The organism is Olivibacter sp. LS-1, from assembly GCF_008245145.1.
GTDB lineage: Bacteria > Bacteroidota > Bacteroidia > Sphingobacteriales > Sphingobacteriaceae > Olivibacter > Olivibacter oleidegradans.
Genome location: NZ_CP041643.1, coordinates 4,449,489 through 4,471,610, shown reverse-complemented (window position 1 = coordinate 4,471,610; position 22,122 = coordinate 4,449,489). Strand labels below are relative to the sequence as shown.

The 22,122-nt window shown below is 41.0% G+C and carries 23 protein-coding genes and 1 pseudogene; 11 read left to right on the top strand and 13 right to left on the bottom strand.

The window, feature by feature from the left end; genetic code table 11:
• Positions 1-95: 95 nt before the first annotated feature.
• Positions 96-1,127 carry an LLM class flavin-dependent oxidoreductase gene (locus FKG96_RS18535; RefSeq protein ID WP_149105837.1) on the bottom strand — a complete coding sequence of 344 codons (1,032 nt, stop codon included), beginning with the start codon at positions 1,125-1,127 and terminating at the stop codon, positions 96-98.
• A 693-nt stretch (positions 1,128-1,820) separates the two neighbouring features.
• On the opposite strand from FKG96_RS18535, the gene FKG96_RS18530 reads away from it, so the two are divergent.
• Positions 1,821-2,405 (top strand): Crp/Fnr family transcriptional regulator, encoded by a 585-nt coding sequence (locus tag FKG96_RS18530; protein WP_149105836.1) that lies wholly within the window; start codon positions 1,821-1,823, stop codon positions 2,403-2,405.
• A 168-nt stretch (positions 2,406-2,573) separates the two neighbouring features.
• On the opposite strand, the gene FKG96_RS18525 is transcribed toward FKG96_RS18530, so the two are convergent.
• On the bottom strand, positions 2,574-2,873 hold the full coding sequence (locus FKG96_RS18525) for a GNAT family N-acetyltransferase (protein WP_149105835.1): 300 nt from the start codon (positions 2,871-2,873) through the stop codon (positions 2,574-2,576).
• Positions 2,873-3,106: a (4Fe-4S)-binding protein gene (locus tag FKG96_RS18520; RefSeq protein ID WP_130855409.1), complete on the bottom strand. Its 234-nt coding sequence runs from the start codon at positions 3,104-3,106 to the stop codon at positions 2,873-2,875. The genes FKG96_RS18525 and FKG96_RS18520 overlap by 1 nt, the downstream gene beginning before the upstream one ends.
• A gap of 299 nt (positions 3,107-3,405) precedes the next feature.
• On the opposite strand from FKG96_RS18520, the gene FKG96_RS18515 reads away from it, so the two are divergent.
• The 5 genes from FKG96_RS18515 (at position 3,406) to FKG96_RS18495 (ending at position 9,070) form a co-directional block, all read left to right on the top strand.
• Positions 3,406-3,906: a VOC family protein gene (locus tag FKG96_RS18515; RefSeq protein ID WP_130855410.1), complete on the top strand. Its 501-nt coding sequence runs from the start codon at positions 3,406-3,408 to the stop codon at positions 3,904-3,906.
• Between the two features lie 224 nt (positions 3,907-4,130).
• Complete coding sequence (locus FKG96_RS18510) at positions 4,131-5,642, top strand: sulfatase (RefSeq protein ID WP_149105834.1); 1,512 nt, start codon at positions 4,131-4,133, stop codon at positions 5,640-5,642.
• A gap of 105 nt (positions 5,643-5,747) precedes the next feature.
• A complete protein-coding gene (locus FKG96_RS18505) occupies positions 5,748-6,281 on the top strand; it encodes a dihydrofolate reductase family protein (RefSeq protein WP_013667456.1) in 534 nt (177 codons plus the stop codon).
• A gap of 295 nt (positions 6,282-6,576) precedes the next feature.
• Positions 6,577-8,382 (top strand): amidohydrolase, encoded by a 1,806-nt coding sequence (locus FKG96_RS18500; RefSeq protein ID WP_130855412.1) that lies wholly within the window; start codon positions 6,577-6,579, stop codon positions 8,380-8,382.
• Positions 8,383-8,500: 118 nt separating this feature from the next.
• Positions 8,501-9,070, top strand: coding sequence for a YceI family protein (locus tag FKG96_RS18495; RefSeq protein ID WP_130855413.1), 570 nt, complete (start codon positions 8,501-8,503; stop codon positions 9,068-9,070).
• Between the two features lie 108 nt (positions 9,071-9,178).
• Here the strand turns inward: FKG96_RS18495 and FKG96_RS18490 are convergent, their stop codons facing one another.
• The 3 genes from FKG96_RS18490 to FKG96_RS18480 all read right to left on the bottom strand — a co-directional run bounded on the left by FKG96_RS18490 (position 9,179) and on the right by FKG96_RS18480 (position 11,804).
• The gene (locus FKG96_RS18490) at positions 9,179-9,670 is read right to left on the bottom strand and encodes a GNAT family N-acetyltransferase (protein ID WP_130855414.1); all 492 of its coding nucleotides are present in this window, start codon (positions 9,668-9,670) and stop codon (positions 9,179-9,181) included.
• A 226-nt stretch (positions 9,671-9,896) separates the two neighbouring features.
• Positions 9,897-10,985: an SGNH/GDSL hydrolase family protein gene (locus FKG96_RS18485; protein ID WP_149105833.1), complete on the bottom strand. Its 1,089-nt coding sequence runs from the start codon at positions 10,983-10,985 to the stop codon at positions 9,897-9,899.
• Between the two features lie 333 nt (positions 10,986-11,318).
• The gene (locus tag FKG96_RS18480; protein ID WP_149105832.1) at positions 11,319-11,804 is read right to left on the bottom strand and encodes an outer membrane beta-barrel protein; all 486 of its coding nucleotides are present in this window, start codon (positions 11,802-11,804) and stop codon (positions 11,319-11,321) included.
• Between the two features lie 213 nt (positions 11,805-12,017).
• On the opposite strand from FKG96_RS18480, the gene FKG96_RS18475 reads away from it, so the two are divergent.
• Positions 12,018-12,350: a hypothetical protein gene (locus FKG96_RS18475; RefSeq protein ID WP_210421317.1), complete on the top strand. Its 333-nt coding sequence runs from the start codon at positions 12,018-12,020 to the stop codon at positions 12,348-12,350.
• Between the two features lie 468 nt (positions 12,351-12,818).
• Here the strand turns inward: FKG96_RS18475 and FKG96_RS18470 are convergent, their stop codons facing one another.
• Both FKG96_RS18470 and FKG96_RS18465 read right to left on the bottom strand, forming a co-directional pair.
• Positions 12,819-13,568 (bottom strand): SDR family NAD(P)-dependent oxidoreductase, encoded by a 750-nt coding sequence (locus FKG96_RS18470; RefSeq protein ID WP_130855417.1) that lies wholly within the window; start codon positions 13,566-13,568, stop codon positions 12,819-12,821.
• Between the two features lie 152 nt (positions 13,569-13,720).
• On the bottom strand, positions 13,721-14,680 hold the full coding sequence (locus FKG96_RS18465) for an NADP-dependent oxidoreductase (RefSeq protein WP_130855418.1): 960 nt from the start codon (positions 14,678-14,680) through the stop codon (positions 13,721-13,723).
• Between the two features lie 162 nt (positions 14,681-14,842).
• Between FKG96_RS18465 and FKG96_RS18460 the strand changes: the two genes are divergently transcribed.
• Both FKG96_RS18460 and FKG96_RS18455 read left to right on the top strand, forming a co-directional pair.
• Positions 14,843-15,190 carry a helix-turn-helix domain-containing protein gene (locus tag FKG96_RS18460; RefSeq protein ID WP_130855419.1) on the top strand — a complete coding sequence of 116 codons (348 nt, stop codon included), beginning with the start codon at positions 14,843-14,845 and terminating at the stop codon, positions 15,188-15,190.
• A 336-nt stretch (positions 15,191-15,526) separates the two neighbouring features.
• Positions 15,527-16,321: an NIPSNAP family protein gene (locus FKG96_RS18455; protein WP_149105831.1), complete on the top strand. Its 795-nt coding sequence runs from the start codon at positions 15,527-15,529 to the stop codon at positions 16,319-16,321.
• A 259-nt stretch (positions 16,322-16,580) separates the two neighbouring features.
• Here the strand turns inward: FKG96_RS18455 and FKG96_RS18450 are convergent.
• A pseudogene (locus FKG96_RS18450) lies at positions 16,581-16,894 on the bottom strand (winged helix-turn-helix transcriptional regulator).
• 108 nt (positions 16,895-17,002) lie between these two features.
• Between FKG96_RS18450 and FKG96_RS18445 the strand changes: the two are divergent.
• Positions 17,003-17,872, top strand: coding sequence for an SDR family oxidoreductase (locus FKG96_RS18445; RefSeq protein ID WP_149105830.1), 870 nt, complete (start codon positions 17,003-17,005; stop codon positions 17,870-17,872).
• Between the two features lie 193 nt (positions 17,873-18,065).
• Here FKG96_RS18445 and FKG96_RS18440 read toward each other — a convergent pair whose 3' ends face one another.
• Complete coding sequence (locus tag FKG96_RS18440) at positions 18,066-18,509, bottom strand: helix-turn-helix domain-containing protein (RefSeq protein ID WP_149105829.1); 444 nt, start codon at positions 18,507-18,509, stop codon at positions 18,066-18,068.
• A gap of 93 nt (positions 18,510-18,602) precedes the next feature.
• Here FKG96_RS18440 and FKG96_RS18435 point away from each other — a divergent pair, with 93 nt between their 5' ends.
• On the top strand, positions 18,603-19,346 hold the full coding sequence (locus FKG96_RS18435; protein WP_149105828.1) for an SDR family oxidoreductase: 744 nt from the start codon (positions 18,603-18,605) through the stop codon (positions 19,344-19,346).
• A gap of 270 nt (positions 19,347-19,616) precedes the next feature.
• On the opposite strand, the gene FKG96_RS18430 is transcribed toward FKG96_RS18435, so the two are convergent.
• The 3 genes from FKG96_RS18430 to FKG96_RS18415 form a co-directional block, all read right to left on the bottom strand.
• Positions 19,617-20,120 carry an AraC family transcriptional regulator gene (locus tag FKG96_RS18430; RefSeq protein ID WP_246860301.1) on the bottom strand — a complete coding sequence of 168 codons (504 nt, stop codon included), beginning with the start codon at positions 20,118-20,120 and terminating at the stop codon, positions 19,617-19,619.
• A 257-nt stretch (positions 20,121-20,377) separates the two neighbouring features.
• The gene (locus FKG96_RS18425; protein WP_149105827.1) at positions 20,378-21,319 is read right to left on the bottom strand and encodes an alpha/beta fold hydrolase; all 942 of its coding nucleotides are present in this window, start codon (positions 21,317-21,319) and stop codon (positions 20,378-20,380) included.
• 311 nt (positions 21,320-21,630) lie between these two features.
• Positions 21,631-22,113, bottom strand: coding sequence for a DoxX family protein (locus FKG96_RS18415; protein WP_149105826.1), 483 nt, complete (start codon positions 22,111-22,113; stop codon positions 21,631-21,633).
• Positions 22,114-22,122 lie beyond the last annotated feature (9 nt).

Genomic DNA, 22,122 nt, shown 5'->3' with positions numbered 1-22,122 from the left:
TGCTATTGAGATGTTATTGAATTCGGTGGAAATATTGATAACGGACGAATTGATCAAGCAATAATTTCGCAAAACCTCTTCCTTTATAGCAGCATCTACTTCTGTCGATTATTCTGCCTGACTTGTGGAATCACGCTGGTGCCGATTAACTCAATAGTTCGCATTAACTGCTGATGAGTAAGGCCCGCCATATCCATCTGGAAGGCAAAACGGTCTACTCCACCTAGGGCTTCGCTATGGCGCAATAGCTTTTCAGCTACTGTATCCGGCCCACCCACCACAAGAACACCTTTTGGGGAGATCCCTGCATCAAACTGTGCTTTGGTGACAGGTGGCCAGCCGCGCTCGCGGCCTATTTTGGTCCATGAATTCACATAGCCTGGATAATAATCAGCGATCGCCGACTGGTCCGTCTCGCCAACGTATCCCGGCGAGTGCAGTCCGACCTTCAATTCTTCCGGCTTAAAGCCCGCTTCCTCTCCAGATTTTCTGTAAAGATCTACCAGCGGCCGAAAGCGCTCGGTTTCGCCACCGATGATGGCTACCATTAAGGGAAGGCCCAGCATCCCTGCACGTACAAAAGATTGCGGCGTGCCACCGGCACCTACCCAAACAGGTAACTTTTTCTGAAGCGGACGTGGATATACCGGTTGATTTTTCAATGCTGGTCTGAACTTACCCGACCAGGTGACAAATTCTTCGTCCCTGATCTGTATCAGCAACTTTAATTTCTCTTTGAACAGAGCGTCATAATCGTTCAGGTTATATCCGAATAATGGAAATGCTTCTGTCGCAGAACCTCTTCCAGCTACCATCTCAGCGCGACCTTTCGAAATAATATCCAATGTTGCGAATTGTTGGAATACACTCACAGGGTCAGAAGTACTTAAGACGGTCACGGCGCTTGTCAGCCGGATCTTTTTAGTGCGGGCTGCTGCAGCTGCGAGTATCATTGCGGGAACAGAGTCCAGGAATTCTTTTTTATGATGTTCGCCGATACCAAAAAAATCATGACCGGCCTCATCCGCCGCAACGATTCTTGCCAGCAACTGCTCCATGGCATCTTCACTGCCCAAATCGTTGCTTCCGTACATCGCTGAAGCAAAACTATCTATGCCTATTTCCATAATAAATGCTCTTGTTTTTTAATAATTTGCCGTATTCAGGTTCCTTAACCCGCACGGTGTGTTAACAATATGTTGGTTAAGGTTATCTCTCATCATGATAGCTGCTTGGTTGGTCATCTCTTGATAGTAAAAGTGATGGCGGTGATCGATAAACAAGGCAACGCCCTGAGATCATGCAGGATGTTGCTTTGTTAGCGACTTTGCTTATTGTGCCGAAACAGGCCTATTCAATAACTGCGACGATACTGCCTTCCGGACGCAGCAAGGCCTCAAGGCCTCTTTTTACATTTTTTGACATGATGTTGTTTTTTATGGTTAATTATTAAATAGAAAAGCGCAACATAGGTAAGAGACACTGTTGGCAAAACGGCTGGCCAGAAGGATTTTGCTACGAGGATGATAGAAAGAAAAGCATAGTCCGGATCTCATAATATCTTGTGTTTGTTAATGCAACAAAGTTCGTGATCAGGAGAAATCTTAAAGATGATATTTGTCAGAAAAACCCGTAGATATTTGTCTATTAATTTCTTCGCTCGTACACTTGGATTAAAAACAATGAAGGCATCACAATTCATAAGTATCGATTTATCAATCAATTATACAGTGTTATCTCCCGTTATGCTAGTAAGAGTCTGCATTTAATTTTATATTTGCCTGAACAATTTATAATATTTAAAGATACGCGAGACCGATATGTACGACGCTTTTTTTGACTACCTGAGTAAATTCAGCTCTGAGCCGCTTTCAGACGATGATAAGGCATTGATAAGGCGAACATTTATTCCATCGAAATTAAGGAAAAGACAATTTATGCTGCAGGCCGGAGACCAGTGTAAGTATTTTGCATTTATCGTAAAAGGTGCAATGCGAATGTATTCAGTGGATGATAAAGGCACCGAACACATTGTACGGCTAGGTGTCGAAAACTGGTGGATGGGTGATATGGAAAGTTTTGTGATGTTCCTACCAAGCCCCTATCATATTGAGGCGTGGGAGCACTGTGAGCTGCTTTATATTACCAGAGAAGGTGCTATTGACCTGCAGAAGAAGGTCTTGGCGTTTTGTGAAATGAAACAGCAACTTGACGAGCGCAATCATATGGCCAACAATCGGCGCCTGGCCTCTGCCATAAGCGCTACCGCAGCTAAGCGTTATACTGATTTTATAGAATGCTATCCTGAACTTTACAAACGTTTCCCGCAGCATATCCTCGCTTCCTATCTTGGTATTAATAAGGATACGTTAAGTCGTGTCAAGCGCCAGCGCTACCAAAAATAACCCGAACGATAAAGAATGTCCGGTTTTGTCGCGCGTACATTCAGAAGAATTATACATGTAGAAAAAAAGGTGTAAAAAACACATGCGTCGGATTTACTTCGCGCAGCCCCTGATTTAACGTATTTATATCTAAGAGCGAAGAATCCGTTTATATGCCGCGGTATGACATCAATGCCAGTTCTTTTCCCAAACATCCTCATATTCTGCAGGGTGGCGTCTGAATTGCATATTCACATAGGGGCAAAGCGGTATGATCTTCAAACTCTTCTCTTTTGCATAGTTTACCAGTTTTTCGAGCAACAACTTTGCGAAACCCCGTCCTTCAAACTCGGGAGCCACTTCGGTATGGAATACGGTCAATCTTCCATTCGTGATGGCAATGTCCATTTTACCGGCTTTGATCTCGTCAGTGAAGAGCTCTACCTCGCCGTAGGCACGACCCTTAAAAACTACTGTTGTCCTCTCCATTATGGTTTAGTTTCGTCTCCGGTAATGTTAGTTTGAATGCTCAATGCCCCCGAGGGGCAACTGGCAATCTGATCGATCAGTTCCTGAGTAGTCGCATTTTCCGGTCGTATCCAGGGTCTGGCTTTGAGATCATAAACCTGAGGGAGTGTCCGGACACAAAGGCCCGAATGAATACATACTTTTGGTTTCCAGAGGATGGTAATATCACCATTCAGATATTTTAGTGTTTCCATAGCGTACTTTTGAAACTTAAAGTTAAAACTTATAAAAGCGCACAGTTAGCAAGTCAAAACCGCCTTGTGTAACGACTGATATAAGTTGACACACAAATCTCTGTAATCAGGCTAAAACATAAAGATGACATTTATCGCAAAAAGTAGTAGATAAAAGCCTACATACCGTTCGGGCACGACTAACTTATCCTTATTTCATCGACAATTATCTACGTTGTTTTTCTGCAAATATCGTCTTTCCGATTCGCCAAAATTTCGAAATTTGTTAACGGCTGACATGAATGTTAATATCAAAACGAATGAAGGATTATAAAATACCCGCACAAACCCGCATCGGGCATGTGCATTTAAAAGTTAGCGATATTCAAAGATCACTGGCCTTCTACCGAGATCTATTAGGATTTGAGCTGGTTGCTATGTACGGCAATCAGGCTGCCTTTATTTCAGCAGGCGGCTACCATCACCATATCGGACTGAACACATGGCATAGCAAGGGCGCTAGTCCGGCACCGGAAAATGCACCGGGTTTATACCACACGGCAATTTTATATCCCGAGAGAAAGGATCTAGCTGCTATTTTACAAAGGTTGATCAATGAAGGGTATCCAATTACCGGTACAGCAGACCATGGGGTATCTGAAGCGATTTATTTAGACGATCCCGATGGCAATGGTGTAGAACTGTATTGGGACCGTCCGAGTGATAAATGGCCAACTGACGAGCAGGGCAAAGTGATCATGTATAACCGCCGGTTAGATATGGAAGGGCTGCTCAGCTTATTGAATCATGACCAAACTTAAAACCACTGATTCTTCCCACAATATAAAACGGTGTGAGATTATGATAGGAGATAAAGATATCCTGGAATATTGATTATAGAGAAGCAAAGATGAAAATTTGAGACAAATAGGCTATAAATTGATCAACCAGGTCGTTCACTTTTTTTTAGCTTTGAATAGTCGCCATAACATTACTAACCTTTACAGGTGGCGACATTTTCCGATTACGTCAATTATCGATCAAGATGATAAAAAAGAAAACCTGGAGTCTCTTTATATTACTTTTATGTATAGCCGTATGCCCACTATCAGGACAGGATATTAACGAGAATAGCAAACAAAAACGGCCCAATATACTGTTTATCCTGGTGGATGATTTAAAACCGGCCTTAGGCACCTATGGAGACCCCGTGGCCATTACGCCGAATATGGATAGGCTCGCGACAAAGGGAATGCGTTTCGATATGGCTTATGCTAATCAAGCAGTATGTGCACCTTCCCGTTTTAATTTAATGTTGGGAAGCCGTTCTTCGTCGTCGGGCATTTATGGATTTGGCCAAAATTTCCGCGACTATTATCCAAACGCTACAACATTGCCCCAGTTTTTTAAAGGACAGGGTTATCACACCGAGTCAATGGGTAAGGTGTTCCATATCGGGCATGGTACTTACAATGATGAACAATCGTGGAGCGTGCCCCATCATAAAGATTTGGTCATTGAATATGTCGATCCCACAAGTAAGCAGGAGGGCTTCACCCGAGAGGAGGCGTTGTTCTCAAATCAAAGTGCAAAAGGTTTACCACGAGGAGTGGCATGGGAGTCTCCGGAAGTTGCTGACGATGCATATGCGGATGGACGAACGGCTGCTCGGGCGATTAAGCGGCTAAAGGAGCTGAGTGAGAACAAGCAGGATGATCAACCTTTTTTTCTTGCAGTAGGTTTTGCCCGACCCCATCTTCCGTTTTCAGTGCCCAAAAAATATTGGGATCTTTACCAAAAGGAAAACCTTCCTTTGCCTACCTACGAGAAAGCACCGGAAGATGCTCCATCTTATGCAGTAAAGCGTGACACGGAAATTGATCAATATAAGCCGGTACGACCGTCTTCAGAGCAGGATCCATTTCCGCTCGAATTAAAACAGCAACTTATTCATGGCTATTATGCCGGAGTTAGCTATGTAGATGCGCAGATTGGTAAGGTGCTACAGGCCTTGGAAGACTCGGGGCTTGATGAAAACACCATTGTTGTGCTCTGGGGAGACCACGGTTACCACTTGGGTGAAATGGGAATATGGACCAAGCATGTCAATTACGAGCGCGCTAACAAAATTCCGCTGCTTATTGTTGCCCCTGGTGCTTCGCAACCCGCTACGGCAACTTCAGCGCTTGTTGAAACGGTAGATATTTATCCAACCCTCGTTGAGCTTGCCGGTTTTCCGCAGCCCAGAGTTGAACAGCCTTTTGATGGTGTTAGTTTGGTGCCGCTATTCCGCAATCCCAAAGCTAAGATCGGTGATCATGCCTACCATTGCTTTCCACGTGGCGGACGTTTGGGCCGAGCTATTCGTACAGATCGCTACCGTTTGGTGGAATGGAAGAAAATCGGGGAACCGGTCGAATCAGCAGAATATGAATTGTATGATTATCAGTACTCGGATGTAGAGATGAAAAACATCGCGAAGGATGAACCTTCCATTTTGGAGGAGATGAAGAAGATATTAGCCTCGCATCCCGAAGCTGTTCCATCCAAACCTTAATATTTATTACCTGACTAAATGTAATCGGTTTAATTTTGTCGCATTTTTCCAAAGTGCCAATAGTTATCTAAAACTATTTTTGTAGAAACATTAAAATAAAGGAAAATGCGAAAAATATCACTTTTCATTGCGATGAGTTTAGATGGTTACATTGCAAAACCTAATGACGACCTCAATTTTCTAAAACTTGTCGAAAAAGAGGGCGAAGATTATGGCTATACTTCGTTCACAGATACAGTCGACACATTAATTGTTGGTAGAAAAACCTATGATTATGTCCTCAAAGAAGTCGGTTCTTCTCATTATGACAACGGGCAGAGAGATGTTTATGTAATAACAAGAAATCAACGACCAAATGCAGGTAGAACAATTTTTTACACAGGAGATTTGGTGGAATTGGTAAAAAGACTAAAATCTGAAAACGGCAAGAACATTTATTGTGATGGGGGAGCAGAAATAATAAATGAGTTGTTAAAGCATGACTTAATAGACGAGTTTATAATTTCCGTTATACCGATTTTGTTAGGCGATGGAACAAGACTTTTTAAGGACGAAAGGCCTGAACAAATGCTTGAACTCCTAACCACAAAACCCTACGATACCGGATTGACACAATTGCATTATCGAAGAAAGCGGTGAAAGCTAAATAGAAACTGATAACGAGGCATATGGTCTTGACTTCGACTTAGTAATTTGCTTTTTTTATTTTTTCAACAGGCATAGTGCCAAACGCCGGACAACAACTTCACACTCCGGTTGGGTACCGTTCATTACCCAAAACAGCTGTTATTCCTGATACGTAGACATTTGCCGATTGAATTTTTAGGCAAATGTCATCTTCTAACATTTTGAGGAAAATTAATTTTGGATTAAATATCCGAGTGCCATTTAAAGAATTACAGGACAATCAAAAATTAATTTTTAATAGTAAACTATGAGAAGACTAATCGTTCTAGCAACAGCTATAATCAGCATTGTATACAGTAGAGCACAAACCACTGAACAATTGATCGGTGCCGATATGATCGTGTTTAATGCAAAGATCACTACCGGAAGCCTAACCAAACCCGAAGCTTCTGCACTCGCAGTAAAACGAGGTAAAATTTATGCTGTAGGCACAGATGTCGAGATATTGAAATTGAAAGACAATAGCACCAAGGTCATCAATGCAGGTGGTAAGCGGTTGATACCTGGTATCAATGATGCCCACATCCATATATTAAATGATAGGAGTTACAATTACAATGTCAGATGGGAAGGCGTGCCGACTTTGAAGCGTGCATTGGAAATGTTAAGTGAGCAGGCAGAACGAACTCCTGAGGGCCAATGGGTAAAAGTGATCGGGGGTTGGTCGCCATACCAGTTTAAAGAAAATCGATTGCCCACCATCGAAGAAATTCGAAAGGCAGTTCCGAACAGACCTGCGATTGTACAGTATGCTTACAACCGGGCATTTTTAAACGAAATGGCTATGAAAGCTTTTGGAGTAGGTACCGATCGTTTTCCGGCGTTGCCGGGTACGGTATTCGAAAAGGACAAGAAAGGAAATTATACAGGGGTCGTAGACGGGTATACATTTACGTTTATCTCACTGGAAGCGATGGTGCCACAGCCTTCAAGTGATGAGCAGCTTAGTTCAATTGCAAATGTAATAAATAGTCTGAACCGCTTTGGAGTTACTTCAGCTGTTGATGGAGCCGCTTTGATCGGCCATCCTCACGGACATACTCAAATACAACAACTGGCGAAGGAGAATCGTCTAAACATAAGGATGCCATTCATAGACCTTCAGTACGGTGATACGAACAGCGCTAGTTTGGTAGATGCAGAAATTAACGCGGTAATAAAGAAATCCCCTATCAGTCCGGGAGAGAATCTGCATCCGACTATGGCACATGGTCATGAATATGAAGGTGCCGGCGAATTGCTTAGAATGGAACTACATGACCATGAAAACTTCGACAGACCAGCTGTAATTATCGATAAGGAAGTAATGCGCCGTTACATTAGAGAAGACATTACCAAGCTCGTTGAGAAAGGAATCCCTTTTCGCATGCACATCAGCTACGACGAAAATATAACTCCGTTCCTCGACGAACTCGAAGCAATAAACAAAAAGACACCATTGGACGGTTTACGCTGGAGTATTGAACATGCCGAAACGATATCTCTTGAGAATGCTGCCAGAGTAAAAAAACTAGGGGGCGGTATCGCTTTAGATACAAAGCTGGCCATGCACGGCGAAGCTTTTGTAAAAACCTATGGAGCAGAGAAAGCATCACAAACCCCGAGATTACGTGATTTGTATGATAGCGGTGTTCCACTTACGATGACGACGGATGCATTTAGGGTCGCTTCCTTTAATCCATGGATAGGCATAAGTTGGATGACCACAGGGAAATCAGTGTCGGGTGCCGAAATATTGGCAAAAAATAATCGGTTAACAAGAGAAGAAGCCTTAAAATTGTTTACGGTAGCCCCAACCTGGTTTGAAGATCAAGAGCGTGAAATGGGAAAAATCATTCCGGGTCATTTCGCAGATTTCGTCTTGCTTAATAAAGATTATTTTACCATACCGGATGATGAAATAAAAACAATCTCCTCCTTATTGACCGTCGTAGACGGCAGGGTGGTTTTTGGCGCAGACGAGTATAAAAGCCTGTCCCCGAAATTACCTGAAACACTTCCCGTATGGTCGCCATTCAAATATTATGGCGGGTTTTATAATAACAAGGATTAAAGTTTATGATTTAACGACCTCTGTGTGTTTCTAAATAACGGATTACTCCCTTTTGCCAACTTTCGTGTAAGACAGTGCCAATTAAAACTGGCACTGTTTTACAAAACAAACTCAATTTATGAAAAGATTTAAATTAACTTTTTTTCTTGCGATTACAACGCTGTGTGCTTCGGCACAAAAGTGGAAAAGCGACCCGGAGCATTCAAGATTGGGTTTTAGGATAGAGCATATGCAGATTTCTGAGGTCAATGGCATTTTTAAAGACTTTGAAATAGAGGTTAAAGCCGCGAAGCCGGATTTCAGTGACGCCGTGATAGCATTAAGGGCTGAAATCAGCTCAATTGATACAGAAGTAGAAGCACGCGACAAGCATCTGAAAGATAAGGACTTCTTTGATGCGGAAAGCTATCCAACTATTCAGTTTAAAAGTAAATCTATATCCAGAATCGATGAAAATAGATATTCTGTTACCGGAATGTTGACGATGCATGATGTAACCAAACAGGTTACGATGGAGATGGTACACAATGGGACAATAAACAATACAGTAACGAAAAAAAGAACGGCGGGTTTTCAGGTTACCGGTACGATTAGTCGTTCTGATTTCGAAATAGGCAGCAAGTTTCCTGAAAAATTGGTAGGTGATAGCGTTTTTATTGTCGCAGATGCTGAGTTGCAGTTACAGTAAGATGATCTGAAATCAAAATGAATACAAACGCGATACACACTTTAAGAAATGAATACGTTTAGTTATTGATTATTTGCGCTGCTCTACTACAGGCTGGAATAAACGCTGTTAAAAATTATCCAGCCTGTAAATAACCTCTTCTATCTCCAGTTGTCGTGCATTAGCGTAGCCCCTGTCTGTACCGATTTTTACAAAGCCGCACTTCTCTAAAACTCTCCGAGAACCAAAATTATCAAACGCAACGCGTGCGAAAATAGGACGTGTAGTTTCGATGGCAAGAAAGTGCTTTAAAGCATAGGATGTAATGCCTTTTTTCCAATACTTCTTGCCTATCCAATAAGTAATTTCGGCATTTCCTTCCATAACAAATTTCGCTACGCTTCCCACGATGATCCCATCCACAACAATGGTAAAGTTGTTAACAGTAGGGTCATTTAACAACTTGGTGTATTTTTCCAAATATGCACTTTTATTAGTTGGATCTTTTGACGTAAATGCTGCCAGATAATTTGCATCCGGATCCAGTTGAAACCGAAATAAACTTTCCAGATCTGAAACTTTAGTCTTTCGAAGATGAATATTAAGCTTATCATTAAACATAGCGTAAATTATTATCACGATGTAATTTTGTCAAATCTACCACCCTGAGCCAAAAGGTAGGAATAGAATAATATTACAATGATAGGGCCTTTTCTACAAATGAACGAAATATTATGGTTTTTATAAGGTCCGATGTATTTGCCATAATGATTTAAAAGTACCCCGATTCAATAGCAAGCAATTAGCCACCTAGGTGTTCAGTTAATTGCTGTGGCTCTGTAATAGGTCAGATTCCATAAGGCTGGAGAATTTTTAAAATCATGGGGCGGATCTTCTGAAGCATCCGGTCGAACCCAAGATCGTTGGGGTGAATACCGTCTGTAGTCCCTTCCTGATCACCCCCTAATAGGCCCTCCGCATAGATAAGATACAAGTTCGGGTCGTGTTTTTGCAGCTTTTTGATCTCTGCCTCAAAATAATTGTTTTTTAGCAGTACTTTGGTGGCAACTTCGGTGTCAAAATTTCCCTTTTCTCTTGCTATGCTTTGTATGGCGATGATGGGTATTTTAGGATGTTTTTTGCGAATGGTAGTAACGAAATCAGCTGTTCTTGTTAGCACTTCCTCCGGCGACGGATTGGGGACGCAATCAAGGATTAAAGCGTCCATCGACAGATCAGATATTAAATTCGCAACGTCAATTTCCATTTTTGCACTCCCACTGAAACCAAGATTAATAAAGTTTAGTCCTGTTTCCCGCGAGAGCCTTGCAGGATAAGATAAACCAGGTCGGCTTGCAGATGCTCCCTGTACAATGCTCGAACCATAAATCACAATATTTTTTTTAAATGGGTTACCGGCTGGGCTAATGGTTGCCCCGGAATCTACACCAATTTGAAGTGATATAGTCTCATCATAAGTAGGGAGGAAAAGCAGGCATGTTTTATTCCCGGCTGCCATATTCGCTACAATTTCAACCTCATTGCACTCATGGGATTTTGGGCGAGCGACACCTGCATATTGCCATCGGTCATTTCGTTTAATATAAAGGTCCATGCCCTCAACGGCCAGTCCTGTCATATTATCTGTTGGAACTCTAGAGCCTGTACACCATTTAGCCGCTATTTTGGAACTGGTGGTCTCAAAGGTAATGGCCAGACCAGCAGAATGTGTAGCTAAAGCTTTTACCGCTTTCGGAAGATTGGGAGTTGCAACTGTGTCCAAACGATGGTAGAACGGACCTTTATGACGCACCTTGCCCACTAATGTAAGCTCACGCGCATCTATAAAGACCGTTTTGGCCTCTTGGCCAAAGCTATCAAGTGCGAAAATTAGTGATAAGAAACTTAATGTTAGAACGGAAATATAGCTCATCATAAACTGTTTTAACGGACAAGATAATAATTTTATTTTTTCTGCGAAGCGGTGATTTTTCCTTGCCATACGCTGGGAACGAAGGTTGTTTTTTAAAGTTCAAATTCAAACGCAAATGGTACGGAAGTAATTGTAACTATTCCATTGGCACCATCATATACCGGTAATCATTGAGCTAGAAACAATGATGCTGGTATATTCTGAGCGCTTTTTCTTGTGATCCTAGCATTAAAGTTTATATGCCAACCCGAGATTAGCAAGTCCTTTATAACCATAACCGATGTTTAAAGAGACACTGAATGCTTTTCCGTAACTAACACCTATGGCATCTATCTGTTAAGCGAAATCGGTTGTTTTATCCTTTTCAACCCTTACATCGTCTTCAGCAGATGTACGAGCATGTGCAACACCGGCGCCAATACCAGAATGTAGCCTAAAATGCTGGTGGTTAATGTAATTATATTTAAGCTCTGCTAACACTGCATAAGTTTTAGTGGATATACTACTTGTACCCTCAGATTCCGTTAAAAGATCTTTACTGGCATTTTCATAAACAAATGTCCCACCAAACTCCAATTTCTCAATTATGTAGCTTCTATACCCTCCGAAAATTGCACCACTATATTTAGAATCAGTTACCCTGTATGAGCCTCCTGTAGCAGTTGTGATGACTATATCCGTAATGACGTCCTCTATAGAGTTAGCAGTCGCAATCCCATATCCCAGATACAAACTGCCACCACTCTGGGCAAAGCCCTTTTGCGTAACAGATATAAATAAACATAAAGCAGCCACAAATAAGTTGACGGAAAAATTCTTCATAATAATTGTTTTAGATGATATACTAGAGTTATAATAATATGTAAGAATCCTTTTTTTAATCGTTTTAGTAGTTTACTTTGGATACTTTAATCCGAAATGTTCCCTTTATTGTACCAAATATGTAGCAGAAAGTGCATCGTGTATTGCTAAGTAATCAATTTAGACATCAACCTTAGCGTTGCCATTGAAGGTAATAGAAAACAGATTCAAGATATGAACTTTTTACACATATACCCCCTCAGCTTACACGGAAAATATAGTTGGTTCCTTCCAAGGACAAAAGGGAGGGTGGCGCTGGTAGGGGATGCCGGCTATTGTGCTTCTCCTGCAGCAGGTATGGGCGGTTCGTTAGCTATTATAGGTGCAACAGCATTGGCAGATGCTTTTGAAAAACACCCTGGGAATTTTCAATCAGCCTTTAACAACTATAACCGTGAGCTTCGGCCTTTTATAGAAGAAGTGCAGGGCGCAGCAGTAGAAATGTTAGAGAAACTTTTACCGCGAACCGAAGAAGAAGTGAGATTGAGATTTCAGCATGGTCTATAGTTCAAGGATATTTATCCTATCGAATAATTTGGCTTTCTGTTGTAAAATTTTTCAAAAATAACCGATCGTCATAAAGGGTCCGTTATGAAAGATTTGTACACACTTTTCCGTTGTATATTCAGGTGTTTAAAGGCATCGACAAATGAAAAACATCATCCGTCGGTGATAATGATGACGCATCAAAAGTTATTAACCCCATTCAAATTTTTATTAGCGTGAGTTCAGGATAAGAAAAACATACAAATGGGAGCGAAGGGTATGGTTTCTTCCAGCAAAATGATTGGCAATATTGATTGACAAATACTAAATCCTGTGCTTAGAGATGAAACTACAGAAATTCTTGCAAACATTACCAAAAAAATATAAATCGGCTATAAGGCACCGAAGTAGGCGAAGTTTGTATGCTATAACCTTTTCTATCTTGCAAAGCCACCGCAACATGCGATGGTTTTGCAAAAAGACTTTCGCTTAGGCTGATATACCACCATCTACTTTGAAGCTGCTGCCGGTAATATAACCTGCTTCATCCCCTGCGAGGAAGCTGACCATTGCAGCGATTTCTTCCGGTTTACCAAACCGCTTTAAAGGTATGGCATTGATATACTGTTGGCGGGCATCGTCATCAGCCTTTTGCAGCATGTCGGTATCGATTGCTCCTGGTTCAACGCTGTTCACGGTAATTTTTCGCGGCGCAAGATCCCATGCCAGCCCACGTGTATAGGCTGAAACAGCTGCTTTTGTGGAAACATAATCTGATAAACCGGAGCCGCCGATTCTGATTCCACCAACAGAGGCGATATTGATTATACGACCGCCGTCGGGCATGTACTTTTGGACTGTTCTTACCGCTTCTGCTACAGAGCGTATGTTCACATCTATCTGGCGGTCATATTCATCTTCCCTCGTATCGGCCGATTCAATTGGTCCCGCTACAGAAACTGCCGCATTATTGACCAATATATCTATTTTAGTAAAAGCGGAAACTGCCTGTTCAATTGCATTTTTCACCGCCCCTTTCACAGCGCCATCTGCTTTTATCGCTAAGGCTTTTCCTCCCGCTCCATTAATTTCGTTTGCTATGAGCTGTGCTTTATCTTCTGAATTTACATAGGTAAATGCGACTGTTGCGCCTTCTCTAGCTAAACGTTTCACTATTGCTTCTCCCATGCCCCGCGTACCGCCGGTTACGAAAGCTACTTTTTCTTTTAACGTTGACATATTAATTTAATTAAAAATTTATTGTGCTGTGCACTTTTTTTTGTTATTTAAGTTTTCTTTTGCGATCTCCGATAAATCTGAAACTGAATATTCAGTAAAACCGATCGTAATTCTGTCGGTTTTGGATCGTTATGTGCTAAAAAGGAAGGCTCTCAGGTAGGGTTGACAATGATCTTGCCGGTCGTGTGGTTTTTTTCCATTTCAAGGTGCGCCAGCGGCATCTGTTCAAGCGTAAACTTCTTTGATACATGAGGAATAAGTCTGCGCATTTTTAAAAGCACTGCAATTTCCGATAAGTCCTTACCGCTCGACATCACTGCATTATAGAAGGCATGTATACCACCGGCCTTTGCCTGCTTCTCCCATTGTGTGCCGTCAATCTTTGACCACAGACTCAATAGATGCCCTCCCTTTTTAACAATCCGCAGTGTCTGTCCTACATGTTCATCACGCAGACCTTCTATCACATAATCTACAGGAGCAAGTACATTCACGAAATTGGTCCTTTGATAGTCGATAAACTCATCAGCACCGAGGCTGTTAACAAAATCCCGCTTAGCTCCAGAGGCGAGTGCAGTTACATGCGCACCAAAATACTTGGCTATTTGTACTGCAAAATGACCAACGCCACCGCCAGCTGCGGTGACAAATACCCGATCTCCAGGTTTAATTGGGTACTTTTTGATTGCCTGCCACGTCGTCAATGCGGCCAAAGGAACTGCCGACGCTTCATCGTGCGAAATATTATCCGGCTTTAAAGTAACGTCTTCCGGTCGCGCAAGTACATACTCAGCATACGCTTTTGCATGGCCTGGCGAAGTAAAAGTAGGGAAGTTTAATAAACCGAACACGGAGTCGCCGATGTGGAAATCTGTAACATTCTCGCCATGACCAACAACCACACCAGAGACATCCCAACCCAATATCTTGGGCTCTTCGTTATTGAAGATATAATTTAACGCTACATTTTGTCTGGCATAAATGTCTGTCGGGTTTATACCAATGGCGTAAACTTTGATTAACAGCTCATCTTTTGACGGAACCGGGATGGGAAGCTCAGCGACTGATAGCTGATCAACACCCCCTTGTTTTTTTAAAATAACTGCTTTCATATTAAAATTAATTTTTATTAGCCTATAGAACTGCGCTATTGTTTTAATAAGACGTCCTACCCTTTACGCTAATACTTTACAAAGTTATTCGCTATTTAGTATAACTTTGTAACTAGTATCACTGATGATACTGTGCATATATCTAAACACGAAAGGTATTGTATGGAAACTTGCGCAAAAACGGAAATCAACGAGAAGGATATAAAAGCTCTACAAGATACGATATACGTAATCGGAGGCAAATGGAAGTTACCCATAATCTACGCCATATGTAATGGGAACAAGCGGTTTAAAGCTATTAAAAACAGCATCCCGGGGATTACCACCCGAATGTTATCACGAAACCTGAAAGAACTGGAAGATAATAAGCTCATTACCCGTAAAGTATATACGGACTATCCGGTGACGGTTGAATACACTTTTACGGAGTATGCAAAAGAATACGGAACGTTGATCAACCAAATGATAGAATGGGGCAAAAAGCACCGAAAGGTACTTGTTGAAAGATGATTTTCAAATTCATTAGTCCAACCTGTAAATTATTACCACGATGTAATTTGTCAAATCCATACACTGAATCGAACCACAGGTAATGGAACAAAATTACAATGATAGAACCTTTCTATAAACGAATGAAATATTATGGTTTTTTAACTTCCGACGTATTTGCCATAACAATTTAAAAGTAATCCATTTTAACGCTATCAACTTTCCATTGTGCTAACTTTTGTTTCTTTACATACTGCATATATCATATTTAAATAATGCCTTACTGGATTGAAACTTGCAAATAGATCCAAAATCGTTATTCTTGTAAAATTTATCGCTGTTAAACTGATATTTAATATGAAAAGACGCGTTTTTTTTAAGACAACAATCGTAAGTAGTGCTGCCGCCGCAATACTACCGCAGATTGGTTTTGCTCAACTTAAACCCAGCAATAAGATGCAGATGTATTATGAACTTAGAACCTATACGTTAAAGGACGCTGACCAGCTGAGCCTGGTGGAAGATTATCTTGAAAAAGCAGCAATCCCCGCATTGAACAGGTTGGGCATTGAAAACATCGGCGTATTTACCGAACTTAAGCCTTCAGCACAATCAATAGTGATTGTGTTAATCCCTTACCAATCACTACACGAGTTTGAGACAATAAATGATAGGCTTGAACAGGATAAACTTTATCTTACAGAAGGTGCCTCATACCTGAATGCTCCGGCAACAAAACCGGCATATGAGCGTATACAAAGTTCCTTACTTAAAGCCTTTAAAAACATGCCCGGCATAGAGCTTCCGTCGAAGGATAAACGTATTTTCGAACTGCGTAGATATGAGCACGCGAGTGAGGTGGCAGGGACAAAGAAGCGCGAGATGTTCAATGACGCGGGGGAGATTGAAATTTTCAAACGGCTGGGTTTTAAACCGGTTTTCTTTGGAGAAACGATCATTGGAGAGGCCCGCCCGAACCTTATTTATATGGTTACCTTCGATGATATGGCCGCACGCGACCAACATTGGAAATCTTTTGGTGCTGATCCGGAATGGAAGAAAATCAGTGCGATTCCGGAATATGCAGACTCAAAGCTTGTATCTAAGATAACGAGCACATTTCTTCAGCCAGCGGAGTATTCACAGATTTAGCTAGGACGAAGGTATAGTAATCTATGTCTTGCGATGAAAAAGAGCAATAAACCGATCTCATGATACAGTATTTTGGCAATCGGCAATTGTTGATTCTGATTTTGTCCAAGAAGTCAGCGCTGATTTGGCTAAAAAGAAGAAGAATTAGGCATCCGGTATTTGCAGATATATTGAAGCCGTTTCTTGTTTTAAGAGGCAGCTTTTTTAGCGCTAATGTGCATTTAATCGGAGATTGTTATAGTATTTTAAGTTAATCATCCTAAACCCTTTCTTTTTTCCATGCTGCTATATAAGCTAACAACGGGCAAAGGCTTTTCCCATATTCCGTGAGCGCATACTCTACGCGAGGGGAAACTCCCCGAACTGTTTCCTGCTAATTAAGCCATCCGCTTCAAGTTCTTTCAATTGTTCAGTTAAAACTTTTTTTGAAATAGCAGGTATCCTAACACTGATTTCTCCAAATCGTCTGGCATGCTTAGAAAGCACACGTAAAATAATTAATTTCCACCGTCCTCCGAACAAAGCTATAACTTCCGTAACAGGACAGTCAGCATAGTCGTTTTTATTCTTCATTAGTCACTTTTAGGTTACCACCTTTTATTGTTATTAACAACGGGCAAAGCCCTTTTGCAGTATCTTAGCCTAACAAAAGTAATCATCATTTATATTAAAACAAACACCATGATTTTAGTAACAGGTGCAACCGGTAATTTAGGCAAAGCCACCATTAATTCTTTATTGAACAAAGGCATATCCGCAAACAATATTGCAGCATTGGTAAGAGATGAATCCAAATCGGCAGAATTTAAATCAAAAGGCATTCAGGTGCGGATTGGCGACTATCAGAATTTTGAGTCTTTAAAAAGTGCGTTCCAAGACGTGGACAAGCTACTGCTGATATCTTCTTCATCGGAAATAGTTCACAGGTTTGAGCAGCATAAAAACGTAATTAATGCTGCCAAGGAAACTGGTGTCGGTCATATCATTTATACCAGTTTTGATATGGTAGATCTGCGTCGCAGTATAATGGGGGGAGATGTACAATACCATGCAGACACAAGTGACTATCTAAAACAGATAGCTGTACCTTACACCTTGATGGATAATACACTGTATGCTGACATGATTCCCCTGTTGTCCGCAACTAATATATGGGATGGAGGTGTTTCCATCCCCGCCGGAAATGGTAAAACACCTTTTTTACCGATATCAGAAATGGCCGAAGCCCTAGCTGTTGTACTGACTACTCCCGGGCATGAAAACAAAGAATATGTCATCGCTGCAGACGCTGCTTTTTCTTTCGGTGAAATCGCTGATCTAATATCAGACATATTGGGAAGAAGTGTGACTTATTACCAACCAGAGGTAGATTCATACATTGCGCAGCTTGTGCAGAACGGATTTTCTGAAGATGATTCAGCATATGTGGCAAGGTTCGGTGAGGCGATTGCCAGAGGAGAGTTCGACACCAATAAAAGTGATGTAAAACAATTACTAGGTAGAAGTCCGATATCGTTAAAACATTTTTTAAGAAGCATATACGGTAAATAATTCAAAGAAGGTTAACCTTTTCTAAGAGTTAAAAATGACATAGAAGGCAAAATTTCCGAAAACGGGGGAGTCAATTCAAAAAACGAAAGTAGAAATCTTCTAAAATTTGTGGCTATAAAAAGCAGTTAAAGCAAATTCGCATAAGCGACTTCCAGCTTTTGAAACGGAATGATGACAATTCGTATTGACTTCACTAAAAAGCGTTGATTCGGTTTTCTGTATAGGAATGCTGCTGGCTTCTTAATTTATCCTGGAGCTCCGTAATTGCTTTCTTTTTATTCTTTTTAATTCTTTCAAGCAATGATTTGGGACCACCGTCAGGGTTGTACTTGGAGCCCCAGTTAAGAAACTCCACCATGAACGGCACCAGTTCGATACCCTTCTCAGTTAGTAGATACAGGAATTTAGAAGCGTTTTTTGGGGAGGTTACTTTAGAAACAATCCCCTCATTTAAAAGTATATTGAGCTTTTCCGTCAGTACAGCTGAAGATATTTTCTCGTCCGATGCCCGAAACTCGAGGAAGGAATTTTTTCCATTAAACATTAAATCCCGTAAGAGCAACAGCATCCATTTGTCGCCGAAAATTTCCACCGAATAATTGATCGGGCATGTTGATCTTCTTTCAATTGTTTTCATTATGTCAAATTTAAAAGTAGTTTGTTTTTAAAACTACTTTTCTATACGTTTGTAGTTTACAAAACAAACTACAAAAATAGCTAAAATTTAATTATGGACTTTACAAATAAAAACGTCGTTATTACCGGTGGAACTTCAGGTATAGGCTTAGCAACAGCAAAAGCATTTATCGCCGCAGGGGCAAATGTTTGGATTACGGGAAGAAATGCCGAAAATCTACAAAAAGCAAATGCAGAAATAAACAATCCGAAATTATTTACAGTGATTTCAGACACTTCAAAGCTCGAAGGCATTTCGATTCTGGAAAAAGCAGTTGCAGAAAGTGGAAACAAATTAGATGTTCTCTTCCTGAATGCGGGAATTGGAACATTTGAGCCAATAGAAAAAGTAACCGAAGCAAATTTTGATGCACAATTTAACACCAATGTCAAGGGGCATTTCTTTACGTTGCAAAAATTACTTCCCCATCTTGCAGATGGAGCGGCAGTACTGTTCACATCTTCAACCGTTGCCACCGCGGCAAACGTGAGTGCCATCGTTTATTCTGCAACTAAAGGAGCATTGAATAAAATTGCCCAAATTGCGGCAAATGAACTGGCAGGAAGAAAAATCCGCGTCAACATTGTTAGTCCGGGACCTATAGATACGCCAGGCTTAGATACGGTATTACCTGCTGAAGCAAAAGAGTCAATAGCTGGCGCTACAGCGCTGCAAAGGCTTGGTCATCCTGATGAAATCGCGAAAACAGTGTTGTTTTTGGCTTCTGATGCCGCAAGTTTCATTACAGGAGCTGAGATCGTTGCGGATGGTGGTTATCTTAATTACGCACTAAAATAATCGTTGATCATATCATCACTTTATCCAGTAACTGATTTTTCATCGTATCATGCTTGTCGTATGATTTGGCAGGAAAAAGGAGTTCCGCTTTCGAACTCCTTTTCTAGTTACGAAGTAAGATATGAAGAACGAAATTATCGTGCAGTACCGGCAGATCTGATTACAGACCCGTCAAAAGAGCTGATAGTTTTATTGCGTACTTGCATTTTGAAATATACAGAATTAGGATATAATGATAGCGAATTTTTAAATGTCACTGGTTAACAAAGCTCAACGGACAACAGGCATTCTGTAATTTTTGGGAGATTGGCTGGTTTGCTTTTTAAAAAAGTGGTTAAAATGCGAAGGGTCCTCAAAGCCAAGCGTATAGGAGATCTCAGCAATATTCCAATCAGAGTGCTTGAGCAAAGCAATCGCTTCGCTGGTCAGTCGATCTGCAATATGCTGACTGGTCGTCTTTCCTGTAGTATCCCTGAGTGCTTTGTTAAGATAGTTGACATGAACACCTAACTTGTCCGCATACTCGCCGGGACTTCGTATCTCAACCTTTTGTTCCAGAGATTCAATTGGAAACTGCCTTTCCAAAAGCTCATTGAAAACATGCGTAATCCGCGTCTTTGCATCAATCTGGTCATATAGTCTTTCGCTGGGCTGCATTTTCAAGGCATAATGCATCAGCTCCAAAATATAGCCGCAGATTAGATCGTGTTTGAACTCGTAGTCGGAGGCCATTTCAGCCGTGATTTTGTAAAAGATATTATCTACAAAAGTCATGTTGGAGCTTTCAAGCAGATAAATCGGGGTCTTGCCATCCGAAAATATAGGAACTTTCCGAATCTGCCCTTTAAAAAAATCGTTAAAATAAGACTCTCTGAAAATAAAAAAAGCTCCATGATTTGAAAATGAGACGCTTTATGAAATAATTAACACGTTACGATTTTACAACTGAAAAGTTGATATTTTTCGGCCTTTATAGGAAAGCTCTCATCCAAAAGTCAGCGCTGAACTACATGTTAAAGTGTATACATACGTTATTGAATCTTATTTTCATCGTTATTTACCCATTTCTTAATAACATCAATAAACTCCAACTGTTGATCTACAAAGAGATAATGGGAGCAGTTATCGATGAGAACAAAGTTGTCCGGTGTTACGATATTCTTAATATCCTGTAATTGCTTAGGAGAGAAGATTCCGTCCTGCTTTCCGTAAATAGCAAATATTGCTGTCGTGCTTTTTAATTTAGTTAATATGCTTTTGGTGTCAATATTTCGCAGCGTTTCGTTTTTATAGAACTGAATAGGCGCAATTTTATTTCTGATATTCTGTTCAAAAAATAGACTTGATGCATAGTTCTCCCTTAATTCGTTTGATTGTCTGGTAGGGTAGGGCATCTCGAAATAATGATTCAGGCTGGCCAGCTCGTAACAAGCTTTTCGATATTCAGCCGAGTTTTTGTTTAACCGCTCAATTTCAGATACCTTGTTTAGCATTAAACTGTCTCCATTACTTTTATAGATGTGCTCAACGGACGATAAAATATGGTCGTAGGTTTCCTGTTGGGAAACAAGTGCTCCTGCCAATATAAGCGCGTTTACTTTTTTAGGGAACCGTTCTGTAAATAGAGCAGCTACCAGACCTCCGAAACTATGCCCTATAAGTGTCGCTTGATCGATGCTGTATAGCTGCAAGATTCCGTTCAAATCGTTAAATGCTTCTGCGTAAGTGAAAGTGGCGATTGAATCAACGGATCGACCTTCACCGCGACGATCATACACGATGACGTAGAAACCTTTATCGGCAAGTTTTTGCGCAGTGGTCGATTCAAAGAGTGTGGAATTTCCACTAGGACCGCCGTGAATAAATATGATGGGCGGATCGTGTCGATCTCCATAGGCTTTTGAATACAGAACTTGTGCCGATACAAACGCCGCAGTCAGCATAAAAAGTACAAGAAATATAACACGTTTCATTTATGATTTAGATTTTCTCAATGAAGACGCTAAATTAGATAAATGAATGATCGTTTTGCTGATTCGGTTCAAACTTTTATTCGGTTCAGCAATTCCCAATATTAAATGCCATAACGTTACTCAAAGCACCCCGGAACCGCTTTCACTTAAAAGCAATCCAAGAGGCCGGTTACCAAGCTATCTGGCATGGGCACAAAAGCTGGACCGGGGTGACTTACGGTTCTTCTACACACAGGTTTGAACGACGGTGTTTAAATACAACCGGATTCGAACCTGATATTTAGCCAGCTTTATTAGTGCCGGCCAGTTTATTATTTCTTTTCAGGTTTCCTTTTTGCAAGCCAAGAATCGATTGAGCTGAGCCCTGCACCGGTAACAATAAGGGAAATTAAGCCTGCAATGTACAATAGGTTGATTTCATATCCGGGAGGGCCAAATAAAGGACCCTGTGGCGCTAAACCTATCGTTTTCACCGAGCTAAAGCCATAGTTGATATGAATGGTGAACATAGCAACGAGCATCGTGCAGATAAGGGGTATAGCGGTAACACTTACAAAGAATCCGACAAAAATTGCCAGTCCGCCCAATATTTCGACTAACGATGCAACCCACGAACTAAGATGAGGAAACGGAACTCCTAGTTGTGTGAGAAGTTTCTCAAAGCCTACCGGGCTTCCCTTGCTCAATTTAGCCCATCCATGTGCCATAAAGCCAAAGCCGATAATTAATCGTAAAAACAACGGGCTCCATTGCTTATAATTCTTTTCTGATATTGAAAAAATGTGATTTATCATGTCTGTTTT